We start from the raw sequence: 14,201 nt of genomic DNA, 5'->3' as shown, positions 1-14,201 counted from the left end.
GCCTAGCTCTCGCCGGCCGCGCCCGCGAGCGAACCGTTGCGCCGGATCGACGCCGCGATGTCGCGCAGGCTGCTTTCGGCGTACAGGTCGTCCGGCGGAAGGGCGTCCTCGCCGTAGGTCTCCTCCACCTTGCCGATCAGCCTCATCGCGGTCAGCGAGGTACCGCCGGCCTCGAAGAAGTCACTGTCGGCGTCCGTGACCGGCAGTCCGATGTCCTTGCAGGTCTCGACTACCCAGTTTTCGATCTCGTCGTGCTTGTCGGAAGCGCTCATCGCTGCGTCATCTCCTCTCGCGCTTGGGCGCTGTGGCCCCTGTACGTGCCGGGGTCCGGGGGCGGACACGCCTCGGGTGCGCGTCCGCCGGCCGGGCGCGGTCTAGCGGACCGGGAAGCGGTACCCGTTGACCGTGGTCTCGACGAACCGGTTGTGGTGGAATTCGTCCTTGCCGGAGACCAGCACGTTGCCGAACTTGTCGAGGCTCGCGGCACCGCCGAATTCCTGGAGCGCGTCGGAATGCGGGTAGACCTTCACGGACGTCGGCAGGTACCGGCCGGCGAATCCGAGACGCATCTGGTCGGTGAGACCGCTGTGCGGGTGGGACGCGTGCATCAGCGTCGACCAGAAGATGATGAACTGGCCCTGTCGCATCACCTGGGATTCGGCCTTCGCCTCGTCCGGGCGCCAGTCGGGGTCCTTCTGCAGCTGACGGTAGTCGTAGCCGAAGAAGCCGCGCCGCACACCGTCCTTTTCCTTCTGGTTGATCGAGTCGGCGTCGTACGTCATCGTCTTCGACTCGTCGTAGTTCATCGTCTTGTGCGAGCCCGGGATGAACTGCAGGCAGCCGTTCTCGACCGACGCTTCGGTGAATGCGGACCATACGGTGATGGTGCCACCGAATTCGGCGTCCTCGGGCCAGACGATCTGCGGGTGCTTGGAGCCGGCCACGTTCGAGAAGTTGTCGGCCTGGTGCCAGTCCGTGCCCTCGTCACCGGGGTACTTGGGGAAGAACTCGCTCCGCCAGCACAGGACGTCCGGACCCAGCAGGCTGGAGACGCGGTCGACGATCTCGGGGCGGGCGATGTGCTCCGCCAGGAAGTCGACGTCGAGGTGCCGGTCGTAGTTGGCCAGGTTCGTGCTGCCGGAGGCAGCCTTTTCCTGGCTGTAGACGGCATTCTTCGTACTCAGCAGCTTGGGGCGCAGGGCGCGGAGGTTCTTCTCCATCTCCTCGGGCTCGTACAGGTCGAACGGACCTATGAACCCATTGCGATGAAACTGCTCTATCTCCTCGGTTGTGAGCGAGAAGTTCAGATTCTGCTGTTCCATTTCGTACCTTTCGCCGAACACACGCTGAAACAGAGCCGGAAAACACAGAGACCCAAAGCCGATCGCTCGGCAATAGATTTCTGCACTACCATTCTGCGCCGCCCCCAGGGGTCAAGCTGGACGCATTTCATCACACCAGTCGGACTGGGTGAAAGGGGCGGTGAAAATCGTGGGCTCCGAAATGCGCGGAGCCTCTGACGGAGGCATGCCGGTGCCATGGAGGCGGGTCAATTCGGCGATCGTGGCGATATCACCGAGGTGGCCGGAGCCGGTCGGGGCGGAATCAAGGGCGGTTGCGAAGCCGGCGGTGTGACGGACCGGACCGCGGACCCGTGCGCCCGTCCTGACGGCCGGGTGCCGCACGGCCGGGGCGCTCACCTCCGGCGGCCGGACCCGGAGAAGGAGCTAGAACAGCGCGACGACGTGGAAGGCAGCGGCCCCGTCCGGCAGTTCGGCGAAGGGCAGGATGGCGTGCACGTCGCACCTCCGGCCGTTCTGGTCGTACCACATGGTCACCATCACCGTCACCCCTTCACGCTCCATGCCGGTGCGTCCCGCAGTCTGGCACGAAACAGCGCCCTGGCCGAGGAGTTGCCGCCCCCCGACGGGTAAGGGAACTCCCCGACTGGTCGGCACCCGTACCTGCTGCGAGCCTCGAGCCAACTTCGCAGCAATCGTTTGACTCGACGGGAACAGTGTGGTCTTGCATGAACGCGCTACGGGTGTGGTCGGAGGCGGACGAGGTCCGGATGTGGCTGCTCTGCCTGCCACCCGGCGGCGGCAGTGCACGGCTGTTCAAGGACTGGCCGGAGCTGCTGCCTGAGGGCCTTGGCGTGGCCGCGCTCGAACTGCCCGGTCATGGTGGCCGGTTGGAGGAGCCCGCGGCCACGAGCTTCGAGGACGCCGTCGCGGAGCTCGCCGACGCTGCGACACCGCTGCTGGAGCGGCCGGTGATGCTCTTCGGGCACAGCATGGGGGCGGTTCTCGCCCTCGACCTCGCCTACGAGCTGCGTGCCCGGCGCGGGTGGAGTCCGGTGGCCCTGGTCGCCGCCGCGAGCGAGCCGCCCGAGCGGCGGAAGGTGTCGCAGACCTCGTCCGACGCCTCGGACGAGGAACTGGTGACCTGGCTCCGCGACCTCGGCGGCACGTCCGAGAAGCTGCTCGGCAGCCGGGAGTTCCTCTCCGAGATGCTGCCGGCGCTGCGCGCCGATCTCGATCTCGTCGCACACCGGGAGCAGCGCGCGCAGCCACCGCTCGACTGCCCGCTGCACGTCTACCTCGGCGAGCAGGACCCGACGGTCGACGGACTCCCGGCGGAGCGGGGCTGGGCCGCTCACACGACGCGCGAGCAGCCGCCCCGCAGCTTCCCGGGTGGTCATTTCTTCGTTCAGGAATCCGTCGGGCCGGTCCTGGCCGCGCTGGCCGAGGACGCGAACGCTGCGGTCGGCGGCCGGCTCATGCGTTCCGGGTGAGTGATTCAGGCGCACGTGGGCGAGGCCGAACAGGAGGAGCAGGCATGGTCAAGGCGGATAGATCCGAAGCGCACGAAGGTGACGCGGACAGCAGCACGGTGGGAGAGACAGCCGGACGGACGAACCAACTCCCCCTGGAGGGACTCTCGGAGGAGCGCAGGGCGCTGCTCACCCTGGAGCTCGCCCGGCGCAAGGCCGCGGCGCTCAGGCCGCGCCGGCTGCCGCGCGAGGGCGCCGAGCCGAGCTTCCCGCTCTCCTACGCGCAGGAGCGGCTCTGGTTCCTGGCGCAGACGGACCCGGAATCTACGGCCTACGTGATGTCCGGCGCGCTGCGCCTTCGCGGCGCACTGGACCGACGGGCCCTCGGCGCAGCCCTGGACGAGATCGTGCGTCGGCACGAGGTGCTCCGCACCACCTTCCCCGACCAGGGCGGTCGCCCCGAGCAGCGGATCGGCCGGCCCCGGCCGGTTCCGCTTCCCGTGGTGGACGCGGGGAGCGAGGACGAGGTCGCCGCCGCGCTGCGGGACGAGACCACCACGCCCTTCGACCTGACGTCCGACCTCATGGTGCGCGCGCGCCTGCTGCGCCTGTCCGACGAGCACCACGTGCTCCTGCTCGGGCTCCACCACATCGCCGGCGACGGCTGGTCGCTCGGCGTCCTCCTGGGTGAGCTCGGCGCACTCTACGACGCCTTCCGGCGCGGTGTGCCCTCGCCCCTGCCGGAGCTCGAGACGCAGTACGCCGACTACGCCGTCTGGCAGCGGGACTGGCTCGCCACCGGCCCGCTGGACAGCCAGATCGGCTACTGGCGGGAGCGCCTCGACGGCGCCCCGGTGCTGGAGCTGCCCGCGGACCACGCGCCCACGGCGGCGCGCACCTGGCGCGGCGCGTCGGAGCCGTTCGCCTTCCCCACGGAACTGTGGAAGGGGGTGGCGTCCTTCGCCGAGGAGCGCAAGACGACCCCGTACATGGTCCTGGTGGCGGCGTTCGCGGTCGTGCTCGCACGGTGGAGCGGCGAGCGGGACGTCGTGATCGGCTCCCCGCTCGCCGGGCGTTCCCACCCCGAACTGGAGCCGCTGGCCGGGTTCTTCGTCAACACCCTGCCGCTTCGCGTGGACGTACCGGCGGCGTCGCCGTTCGCGGCGCTGCTCTCCGAGGTCAAGCAGACCTGCACCGAGGCCTACGCCCATCAGGACGTCCCCTTCGGCAAGCTCGTCCAGGCGCTGCGGCCGGACCGCTCGCTCGGCCCCGTGCCGCTGGTGCAGGTGATGCTCGCGCTGCGCGACGTGCCGGGGCAGGAGCCCGCACTGGCCGGGCTGGAGGTCGAGGAGCTGGACCTGGCGACGAGCCAGGACGCCAGCAAGTTCGACCTCGTCTTCGATCTGGTCCCGGAGCACGACGGCGGGCTGCGCGCCCGGGTCGAGTTCAGCACCGACCTCTTCGAAGCGGCCACCGCGGGGCGGATCGCCCGCGCGTTCGTCCAGGTGCTGGAGGCCGCGCTGGCCGACCCGGACCAGCCCGTCGACCGGCTGCCCATGCTGTCGGCGGACGAGCGGGACCACCTCGTCGGCGAGCTCTCCGGGACCGGCGGCGCGAGCGCCGCCGACGCCACCGACCGCCTGCACGCCCTCGTCGAGGCTCAGGCCGGGCTCCGGCCGGACGCCCCGGCCGTCGAGTGCGGCGACACCGTGCTCACCTACCGCGAGTTGACCGAGCGCGCCGACCGGCTCGCGCACCGGCTGCGCTCCCTGGGTGCGGGACCGGAGCAGCTCATCGGAGTCTGCCTCCCCCGCTCGGCCGACATGGTGGTGACCGTACTCGGCATCCTCAAGGCGGGCGCGGCGTACGTACCGCTCGACCCCGGCTATCCGCAGGGCCGGATCGATCTGATGGTCCGCGACTCGGGCGTCTCGCTCATCGTCACCGACCGCTCCGTGGCCGCCACCGGCCGGCTGAACGGGGGAAGCGGGGACGGTGACGATGCCGGCGCCGCCCCCACGCTCGTGCTCGTGGACGACATCGGCGACGAGGGCCCGGTGGAACCGCTGCCCGAGCAGGCCCACGCGCGCACCCTGGCATACGTCATCTACACCTCGGGCTCCACCGGCCGGCCGAAGGGCTCGGCCAACGAGCACGGCGGCGTGGTGAACACGCTCGGCGGGCTCAACCTGACCCTCGGCCTCCAGCCGACGGACCGGATGCTGGCGGTGTCCAGCCTCAACTACGACATGTCGGTCTACGAGATCCTCGGCAGCCTGATCGCGGGCGCCTGCGTGGTCGTCCCGCCCGCCGACCTCGAAGTCACCGATCCGGAACAGCTGCGCCGGCTCCTCATCGACACCCGGGTCACCACGTGGAGTTCGGCGCCTGCGCTGCTCGAACTCCTGGTCAACCACGCCCACGGCGGCCCCGGCCTCGACGGCGCCGCGCTGCGCATGGCCGTCCTCGGCGGCGACCGGCCGTCGCCGGGGCTCGCCGAGCGGCTCGGCGGGCTGCTGCCCGACCTGCAGCTCTACAACCTCGCCGGCATGACGGAGGTCTCGTACTGCTCGACCTACCACCTGGTGCGACGGCCCGAGCCGATCCCCGGCAGCATTCCGTGGGGCCGACCCCTGCCCAACCAGCGTCTGTACGTCCTCGACGCGCACGGCGAACCCGTCCCCGTCGGCGTGCGGGGCGAGCTCTTCATCGGCGGCGCGGGCGTGCGGCGTGGCTATTGGCGGCGGCCGGGCCTGTCGGCGGAGCGGTTCGTGCCCGACCCGTTCGACAGCGACCCCTCCGGCCGGCTCTACCGCACCGGTGACGGCGCGCGCTGGCGCTCCTCGGGCGAGCTGGAGTTCCTGGGCAGGCTCGACCACCAGGTGAAGCTGCGCGGCTTGCGGATCGAGCCGGGTGAGATCGAGGCCGCGCTGAACTCCCACGAGGACGTCAAGCGCAGCGTCGTGCTCCTGCGCGGCGCGGGCTCCGACCAGCGCCTGGTGGCCTACCTCACCACCCGTGGCCCCCTGCCGCCGAGCGTCGGCGAGCTGCGGCGGCACCTGCTGGACCGGCTGCCCGACCACATGGTGCCCTCGGCCTTCGTCCTGCTGGAGGAATTCCCCCTGCAGCCGAGCGGCAAGCTCGACCGGTCCGCACTGCCCGATCCCGCCACGGACCGGCCCGAGCTGTCGGGCAGTTACGTCGAGCCCGGCACCCCGCTGGAGTGGGTGCTCGCCGGAATCTGGGCCGAGGTGCTCGAACTGGACCGGGTGGGGGCGGCCGACGACTTCTTCGACCTCGGCGGGCACTCGTTGCTCGTGACGCAGGCGGTCTCCCAGATCCGCGACCTGTTCCGGGTGGACCTCTCGATCCGCGACTTCATGGGCGCGGGCACGGTGCTCGGGCTGGCCGGCCGGCTCCGCTCGACCGCGGCCGAAGCGGGTGTGGACGTCGACCGCATGGCGGATCTGATCCTCCAGGTGAGCGCCATGGATGCGGACCAGGTGTCCGAGAAGCTCGCCGAATGAGCCGGTGACGGCCACGCCGTCATCGTGAACGACGACCGGGTTGCGGCCGCCGTCGCCGGTACTGCGCATGCCGTGCGGGCGGTACCGGCGACGTACGGCGGTCGGGACCCGGTCGTACCGGCTGCATCACGGGCCGCCGTCCCTGCCGGACGGCGGCCCGGAGCAGCCCCCGGCCTCCGGTGGCCCTTTCGACGCGATCACCGCCGTAGTGCGCGGCGCCCCCGGGCTGCCGCCACCCGTGATCACCCCGGCGTCCGCCGGCGCCCGGCTCTTCGCCGGGCCCGGCACCGCCCCGCTGCGTCCGGGTACCGGTGCCGCTCCCTGCGGGCAGCCGCCACCCGACGCGATGCACGCCGACAGCGAGCGGGCACCGCCGAGGCCGTGCGCTTCGGCGCCGGCCGCTTCCACGACCTCTTGGTCCGCTACTGCTGACCGACCTTCGTTCGAGGAGTTCACATGGACCCCACCTTCATCGAGACCCTCCGCCGGCGGGCCGAGACCACTCCTCATCGCCTTGCACTGGAGTTCGAGATCTCGGAGACCGAGATCCGCGGACTGGACTACGCCGAACTCGACCGGGGCGCCAGGGCGGTCGCCGCGCTGATCCAGAAGCACACCGACCGGGGCGACCGGGTCCTGCTCCTGCACCAGCCCGGCCCCGACTACGTGACGGCGTTCTTCGGCTGCCTGTACTCCGGGACGGTCGCCGTCCCCGTCTATCCGCCGCTCGGCGCGAACGGCCTCGAGCGGGTGCGGGCCATCGCCTCCGACTCCGGCGCCGTGCTGGCCCTGGTCGACACCGACACGCTCGCCATGATCGACGACCGCGGCAACCGGCTCGAACTGGGCTCCGCCCTGGAGTGGGCGACCACCGACGACGCACCCACGGCCCCGGAGGACTGGCAGGAGCCGGAACTGTCCCCGGACGACCTGGCGTTCCTCCAGTACACATCGGGCTCCACCGGGACGCCGAAGGGCGTCATGCTCAGCCACGCCAACCTCGTGCACAACTCGTCGACGATCGGGCGCTCGCTCGGTCTGGACGAGAACAGCCGCGGTGTCAGCTGGCTGCCGCCCTACCACGACATGGGACTGATCGGCGGCATCCTGCAGCCGGTGCACACGGGCTTCCCCTGCACGCTCCTCTCGCCGCTGACCTTCATCCACGAGCCGATGCGCTGGCTGCGGGCCCTCAGCCGGACCCGGGCGACCATCACCGCCGCCCCCGACTTCGCCTACGCCGAGGTGCTGCGCCGCTCCAAGGCCGAGGAGCGCGACGAGCTCGACCTGTCGGCGCTGCGGCACGCGCTCGTCGGCGCGGAACCGGTGCGCGGTGCCACGATGGACGCGTTCACCGACGGCTTCCGCGCGGCGGGCTTCCGCCGCTCGGTGTTCTACCCGTGCTACGGCATGGCCGAGGCCACCCTGTTCGTCACCGGCAGGGCCGACCCGGCGGCCGAGCCCCCCGTCCTGCGCGTACGGCGGTCGGACCTGGACGCGGGCCGGGCGGTCCCGGCCGCGCCCGACGAGGCCGCCGCCGAGCTGACCGGCTGCGGCTGGGCCCACCACGAAGACCTCACCCTGATCGTCGATCCCGCCACGGGCGAGCCGCTGCCCCCGGGCGTCGTCGGCGAGGTCTGGGTCAGCGGCCCGACCGTCGCCCACGGCTACTGGAACCGGCCCGAGCAGACGGCCGCCGCCTTCAACGCCGTGGCGCAGGGCCACCCGGGACACGCCTTCCTGCGCACCGGGGACCTGGGCTTCCGGCAGGGAGCGGAACTGTACGTGACCGGCCGGATCAAGGACCTGATCATCGTCCGCGGCCGCAACCTCTACCCGCCGGACATCGAGTTGACGGCCGAGCGGTCCCACCCGCTCCTCAACCCGGGCCGGGGCGCCGCGTTCGCGGTCGACGACGGGACGTCGGAGCAGGTCGTGCTCGTGCACGAGGTGGTCCGGACGTTCCGGGAGGAGGACGCGCCCCTCGTCGTCGCGGCCGTGCGCGAGGCCGTGGCGGCCGAGCACGGGCTCGCGCTCTCGGACGTCGTCCTCGTCCGGGTCGGCAAGGTCCCGCGCACCAGCAGCGGCAAGGTCCGGCGTACGGAGACCCGCGCGCGCTGGCTCGCCGGAGCGCTCGAGCCGGTGGCGAAGGCCGAGCGGGCCCGCCCGGCGTCGGCGATCCCCGCCGAGCTGGCCGAGCTCGTCGCCGCCGCACTGGACACCGACCCCTCCGCACTCGTCGCGGACGCACCGCTGGTCGGCCAGGGGCTCGACTCGCTGCGCGCCGTCCGGCTCAAGGCGGCGCTCCTCGACGCGCGCGGCGTGGATGTCCCGCTCACCCGGTTCCTGGACGGCCTCACACCGCTGGACCTCGCCGCGCTCCCGGCGGGCGAACCCGCGCGGCCGGCCGGCGCCGCACCCCAGGGGCCGCCGGTCGTCAGCCCCGAGCAGGAGCGGATGTGGCTGCTCGACCAGATGGGCGCGGGCGACGCCTATCACGTCGCCGGCGGGCTCCGGTTGCACGGTCCGCTCGACCAGGGGCTGCTGGAGCGGTGCCTCATCGGCCTCTTCGACGAAGTCCCGCTCCTGCGCTCGGTGTTCCTGCGCGGAGCGGACGACACCCTGACCCTGTCCGTCCTGCCCACCGCCGACGTGTTCCGGCTGCCGCTGCGCGACGTGTCGGCGCCCGGCGAGGACCGCGTGGACGAGGAGCTGCGCGCGCTGGCCGCCGAACCGTTCGATCTCGGCTCCGGCCCGCTCGTACGCCTGCTCCTGCTGCGGCGGAGCGCGCAGGACTGGGTGCTCGGCATCGCCGCGCACCACGCCGTGCTCGACGGCTGGTCGATGGGCCTGCTGCTGCAGCGGCTCGGCGACGCCTACCGGAAGGACGGGAAGGTCGAGCCCGTACCGTCGGCGATCCCGGCCCGCGCGCCGTGGACCGAGGAGGCCCTCACCTCCTGGCGCGACCGGCTCGACGGGGCGCAGGCGCTGGAGCTCCACACCGACCTTCCCGTTCCGGCCGCGCCGACCTGGCACGGCGCGTCCCTGCCCGTACGGATCCCCGCGGACATGGTCGCAAGACTGCAGACCGTGGCCGCGGACCGGGGAGCCACCCCCTTCATGGTGCTGATGGCGGCCTTCGGCGTGCTCCTCGGCCGGTGGAGCGGCCAGGACGACCTGATGGTCGGCACCGTGGCGGCGGGCCGGGACCAGCCCGGCACGGAAACCGCCATCGGGATGCTCGCCGACACCATGCCGCTGCGCGTGCGGACCCGTTCGGCCAGTTTCGCGGCCGTCGTCGACGATGTCCGGGCCCAGTGCCTCGCGGCCTATGACCACGAGCGGCCTCCGTTCGAGGAGATCGTCCGTGCGACCACCGAGCGGCCCGCCGACGGTCGCGCTCCGCTGGTCCGTGCCCTCCTGGCGCTCCAGAACCTTCCGACCGAGCCCTGGGAGGCCGGGGGCGTACGCGCCGAGCCCTTCGAACTGCCGGCGCCCGGCGCACAGTTCGAACTGGCCGTGCACCTCGGTCCGGAGGTCGACGGCTCCCTGACGGGCCACGCCGTCTACGCGGCCGACCTGTTCGAGGAGCAGACCGTCGCCGCCCTGCTGGCCGGACTGCCCGTCCTGCTCGATGCGGCGCTCGCCGATCCGGCCACCGCCGTCGCCGACCTGCCGACGCTGTCTCCCGCCGAGGCGGAGCGCATCGCGCGCACCGTCGCGGACGGAGGCCCGGCGGCGTTCGACGACCTGCTGGTCCACCACCTCATCGAGCGCGTCGCCCGGTCGACCCCCGATGCGACGGCCGTGGCATGGGACGGCGGTTCGCTCACCTACGGCGACCTCGACGCACGGGCACGGGGGCTGGCGGCCCGGCTGAACGAGCTCGGTGTGACCCAGGACGAGCCGGTCGCCATCTGTCTGCCGCGCTCGCCCGAGCTGGTCATCGCGGCGTACGCCGTGCTCCTCGCCGGAGGCGCCTACCTGCCCCTCGACACCGCTCACCCGGTGGACCGCCTCACGCGGCAGATCGCGGCCTCGCAGGCCCGGATCCTCATCGGATCCGCGCCGGGGCTCACGCCTCCCGAGGGCACCGTGCTGGTCGATCCCGAGGAGAGCGGGCCCGGCCCGTTCACGCCCGCGCAGGTCCTGCCCGACCACCTCGCCAACATCCTGTTCACCTCGGGCTCGACGGGCGAGCCCAAGGCCGTCATGACGACCCACGCCTCCCTGGTGAACCAGTTCGTGTGGTTCCAGCGCTCTTACGGCCTGGGAGCCGGGGAATCGGTGCTGCTCAAGACCCCGGTGAGCTTCGACGTCGCCGGCCTGGAGCTGCTGGCGCCGCTCATCGCCGGGGCCACGGTGGTCCTCGCCCGGCCGGAGGGGCACCGCGACCCGCACTACCTCGCCCACGTAATCGTCCGGCACTCCGTCACCACCTGCCACTTCGTCCCGTCGATGCTCCAGACCTTCCTGGAGGAGCCCGATGCCGCGCTCACCGCGCGCGTGCTCCGTCGGGTCGTGACCATCGGCGAGGAGCTGCCCCCCTCGTCGGCCGAGCGCTTCGCCGAGGTGCTGCCCGGCGTAGAGCTGCACAACCTGTACGGGCCGACGGAGGCGGCGATCGACGTCACGGCCCAGGAGGTCGGCCCCAAGGAGGCGGGCCTGCTCCGCGTTCCCATCGGGCGCGCGATCGCGGGCACCCGTCTCTACGTTCTCGACTCATCGGGCGGGATCGCCCCGCCGCTGGCCCCGGGAGAGCTCTGCATCGGCGGGATCGCCCTGGCACGCGGCTACCTCGGCCGCCCCGGCCTGACCGCCGAGCGGTTCGTGCCCGACCCCTACCACTCCGGCGAACGGCTGTACCGGACCGGTGACCGGGCCCGGATGCACCCCGACGGGACGTTCGAGTACCTGGGCCGGCTCGACCGCCAGCTCAAGATCCGCGGCCAGCGGGTGGAGCCCGGCGAGATCGAGGCGGTGCTGAACCGGCATCCGCTCGTGCGCGTCGCGGTCGTGGAGGCACGGCCCGACACCTCGGGCCGGCCGCGGCTGCTGGCCTGGGTCGTGCCCGCGGGGGCGGAGTCCCCCTCCCCCGAGATGCTGCGCGACCACCTCGAACAGGCACTGCCGGCGGGCCTGGTCCCGGACGCGGTGACCGTCATGGCGGAGCTCCCGGTGAGTCCGCACGGCAAGCTCGACCGCGGGGCGCTGCCGGATCCGACGCTGTGGACGCCCGCAGCCGAGGAGATGGTCCCGCCGCGCAACCCCGTGGAGCACAAGGTGGCCGAGATCTGGAGCGAGGTGCTCGGGATAGCGGATCCGTCGGTCACCGCCGACTTCTTCCAGCTCGGTGGTCACTCGCTGATGGCCACCCGGGTCGCGATGCGCGTGCGCTACGCGTTCGGAGTCACCCTGTCCGCCGGTGAGCTGCTCAGCGGGTCACTGACCATCGAGCGGATGGCGGCAATGGTGCAGAGCAGGCAGCTTTCCGAGGCGGGCGACGGCGAGGTGGACGACGTACTCGGGTGGCTGTCCGGGCTCTCGGACGAGGAGGTCACCGCGTTGCTCGCCAAGGAGCCGGGCGGTGAGGGCGTGTCCTAGGGGGGCACAACCTCCCGGCGCCGGAAGTCGGAGGCGGTGGCGAACCCACCGGGCTGGTCGTGCCACACGGCCGGGCCGGTGGGTTCGCCCGTTCCGGGGGTGGCACACCCGCGCGGGGCAGCGCCCGCCCGCAGCAGCGCCCGCCCGTGGCAGGGGCCGCCCGTGGCAGGGGCCGCCGGCGGCCGCGGGCATCATCCGCCCTCGCGGCCGGGAGCCTTCCGTGACCGTCCGCCCGGGGAAACGCGGAAGCCCTGCCGGGATCCCCGGCAGGGCTTCTTCGTCACCGCGCGTCTTCGTCCCGGGTCAGGCGCTCAGATCCGCGAGGAAGGCGTCCATCAGGTCGTCCGGCGCGTCCATGAACCGGTAGTGCGGTCCTTCCAGGACCCGGAAGGTGGTCTCGCCGCAGTCCGCCCAGGAGTCCATCAGCCGGTAGTCGACCTCCACGTCCTGGTCCCATCCCAGCGCGGTGATGGGGCAGGGCAGACGGACGGGCTCGTCCGGGTGGTAGCGCTTGTTGGTCTCCACGTCCGCCCGCAGGATCTCCAGGCTCAGATCGACCAGGTCGGGGCGCGGCTTGCCGCCCAGCTGCACGATCAGCGCGTGCACCTCGTCGGCCAGTTCGGCGTCGGACATCTCCAGGAAACGGCCGTGCGGACCACGGTGCGGAGCGACCTGCGAGGAGACGAACAGCCGCGCCGGGGTGGGGTATCCCCGCTCCAGCAGCCGGACCGCGGTCTCGTAGCCCGGCAGCGCGGAGCCGCAGTGGCCGAAGAGCCCGAACGGGCGGTCCAGGTACGGGTGCAGCACCTCGACGAGATCATCGGCGAGGGCCTCGTACGTCTGGTACGCCTCCTCGCGGAAGCGGTTCTCCCGCCCGGGGAGCTGGACCGGGACGATCTCCATGTCACCGAGGAACCGCGGCCACTTGCGGTACATGCTCGCCCCGCACCCGGAGTAGGGCAGGCAGAACAGGCGCGAGGCGCTTTCCGGCGACGGCTCGCGCAGGAACCACTTCGAGGTGCTCACTTGACCGCCTCCACACGCGAAAGGGCCGCTCCTGCACGGGCCTTGGCCACCATCGGCATGTGCTTGATGCCGGCGACGAAGTTGGAGTGCAGGTGCTCCACCTCGCCCGCGAGCTCGAAGTCGTCGAAGTTCTCGAAGAGCTCGGTGAACAGGATCTTCATGCTCATCCGGGCCACGGTGTGACCGACGCAGTAGTGCGGACCGCTGCCGAAGGCCAGGTGGCGGTTGGGCTTGCGCCGGATGTCGAAGGTGAAGGAGTTCTCGAAGACCTCCTCGTCACGGTTGGCCGAGCCCAGCCAGACCACGACCGCGTCGCCCGCCCGGATCTTCTTGCCGCGCAGCTCGATGTCCTGCAGGGCGTAGCGCATGAAGTGGTTCGTCGGCGAGGACCAGCGCAGCGCCTCGTCCACCCCCGTGTTCAGCAGCTTGGGGTCCTGGCGCCATTCGTGCAGCACCGGGGTGCCGACGATCTCGGCCATCGCGCCGGTCGGGACGAACGGAGTGGTGACGTTGGCGCCGAGGATCAGGCTGTAGCAGTTGGAGAGGACCGCACCGGTCTCCAGGCTCCGGCCGTCGATCTCCATGCCCAGCAGCAGGCTGATGAGGTCGTCGCCCAGGTTGCCGCGCCGCTCCCGCAGGATGTCGTGGAAGTAGGCGAACAGCTCCCGGTGAGCCGTCTGGAGCGTCTCTTCGGCACCGTTGGGGCCCGCGAACTCCGGGTCGTCCGGGGCGATCGACATCGTCGTCAGCTGGGTCAGCCGGGTCCAGTCCTCACGCGGCAGGCCCATCATGGTGCCGGCCGTGGCCATCGGCAGCGACATCATCGCCTCGGCGAAGTCGAACTGCTCCCCGCTCAGGGCGGGCTCCAGGAGCCGGTGCACCTCGTTGGTGACCGCTTCCCGGTACTTCTCCACCTGCTTGGCCGACAGGGCCCGCTGCATGGGGACGCGCATACGGGTGTGCCGCGGCGGGTCGGTGGCGGCCATCTGCCGACCGCGCGCCGGGTCGTCCTTGCCCAGCAGGTAGAGCATGGTGCCGCGCTGGGAGGTGAACAGCGTGTGGTCGCGCAGCACGAGGTCGGCGTCGTCGAACTTGGTCACCGACCAGAACCCGAGCGTGTCGTCGACCTGCTGCCAGCGCACGGGGTCGCGCTGTCGCATGTTGGTCCAGATGGAGTGGGGGTCGCCCTCCCCGTACAGCACGGCATCGGTCAGATCGACGGAATCGAGGTCGATCAGCTCCGGGGCCACTGGCTGGCTGAGCTTCATTTC

At 71.8% G+C, this 14,201-nt stretch carries 8 protein-coding genes; 3 read left to right on the top strand and 5 right to left on the bottom strand.

The genetic code is table 11. From position 1 onward, the window contains the following. Positions 1-2: 2 nt before the first annotated feature. The 3 genes from ACIPYQ_RS08120 to ACIPYQ_RS08110 all read right to left on the bottom strand — a co-directional run bounded on the left by ACIPYQ_RS08120 (position 3) and on the right by ACIPYQ_RS08110 (position 1,865). Positions 3-272: an acyl carrier protein gene (locus ACIPYQ_RS08120; protein WP_361760402.1), complete on the bottom strand. Its 270-nt coding sequence runs from the start codon at positions 270-272 to the stop codon at positions 3-5. 102 nt (positions 273-374) lie between these two features. After that, positions 375-1,322 carry a chlorinating enzyme gene (locus ACIPYQ_RS08115; RefSeq protein ID WP_361760405.1) on the bottom strand — a complete coding sequence of 316 codons (948 nt, stop codon included), beginning with the start codon at positions 1,320-1,322 and terminating at the stop codon, positions 375-377. Between the two features lie 405 nt (positions 1,323-1,727). Beyond that, positions 1,728-1,865, bottom strand: a complete 138-nt coding sequence (locus tag ACIPYQ_RS08110; protein WP_361760408.1) for a hypothetical protein — start codon at positions 1,863-1,865, stop codon at positions 1,728-1,730. A gap of 164 nt (positions 1,866-2,029) precedes the next feature. Between ACIPYQ_RS08110 and ACIPYQ_RS08105 the strand changes: the two genes are divergently transcribed. The 3 genes from ACIPYQ_RS08105 to ACIPYQ_RS08095 all read left to right on the top strand — a co-directional run bounded on the left by ACIPYQ_RS08105 (position 2,030) and on the right by ACIPYQ_RS08095 (position 11,904). Continuing rightward, entirely contained in the window at positions 2,030-2,794 is a 765-nt protein-coding gene (locus ACIPYQ_RS08105) for a thioesterase II family protein (protein ID WP_401247354.1), read from the top strand. Between the two features lie 98 nt (positions 2,795-2,892). Then, positions 2,893-6,300, top strand: a complete 3,408-nt coding sequence (locus ACIPYQ_RS08100) for an amino acid adenylation domain-containing protein (RefSeq protein WP_401247351.1) — start codon at positions 2,893-2,895, stop codon at positions 6,298-6,300. Positions 6,301-6,756: 456 nt separating this feature from the next. Continuing rightward, positions 6,757-11,904, top strand: coding sequence for an amino acid adenylation domain-containing protein (locus tag ACIPYQ_RS08095; RefSeq protein ID WP_401247348.1), 5,148 nt, complete (start codon positions 6,757-6,759; stop codon positions 11,902-11,904). Between the two features lie 303 nt (positions 11,905-12,207). Here the strand turns inward: ACIPYQ_RS08095 and ACIPYQ_RS08090 are convergent, their stop codons facing one another. Both ACIPYQ_RS08090 and ACIPYQ_RS08085 read right to left on the bottom strand, forming a co-directional pair. Further along, entirely contained in the window at positions 12,208-12,930 is a 723-nt protein-coding gene (locus ACIPYQ_RS08090; protein ID WP_401247346.1) for a thioesterase II family protein, read from the bottom strand. Further along, complete coding sequence (locus tag ACIPYQ_RS08085; protein WP_361760422.1) at positions 12,927-14,198, bottom strand: cytochrome P450; 1,272 nt, start codon at positions 14,196-14,198, stop codon at positions 12,927-12,929. The genes ACIPYQ_RS08090 and ACIPYQ_RS08085 overlap by 4 nt, the downstream gene beginning before the upstream one ends. Positions 14,199-14,201 lie beyond the last annotated feature (3 nt).

Source organism: Streptomyces sp. NPDC090045 (genome assembly GCF_044747975.1).
In the GTDB taxonomy this organism is placed as follows: Bacteria; Actinomycetota; Actinomycetes; order Streptomycetales; family Streptomycetaceae; genus Streptomyces.
Note: the sequence above shows the minus strand (reverse complement) of the source record. Positions and strands in the feature narration are given on the sequence as shown.

Coding starts and splice junctions, on each gene's coding strand:
- ACIPYQ_RS08120 (WP_361760402.1), bottom strand. CDS start 272: ATGAGCGCTTCCGACAAGCACGACGAGATCGAAAACTGGGTAGTCGAG.
- ACIPYQ_RS08115 (WP_361760405.1), bottom strand. CDS start 1,322: ATGGAACAGCAGAATCTGAACTTCTCGCTCACAACCGAGGAGATAGAG.
- ACIPYQ_RS08110 (WP_361760408.1), bottom strand. CDS start 1,865: ATGGAGCGTGAAGGGGTGACGGTGATGGTGACCATGTGGTACGACCAG.
- ACIPYQ_RS08105 (WP_401247354.1), top strand. CDS start 2,030: ATGAACGCGCTACGGGTGTGGTCGGAGGCGGACGAGGTCCGGATGTGG.
- ACIPYQ_RS08095 (WP_401247348.1), top strand. CDS start 6,757: ATGGACCCCACCTTCATCGAGACCCTCCGCCGGCGGGCCGAGACCACT.
- ACIPYQ_RS08085 (WP_361760422.1), bottom strand. CDS start 14,198: ATGAAGCTCAGCCAGCCAGTGGCCCCGGAGCTGATCGACCTCGATTCC.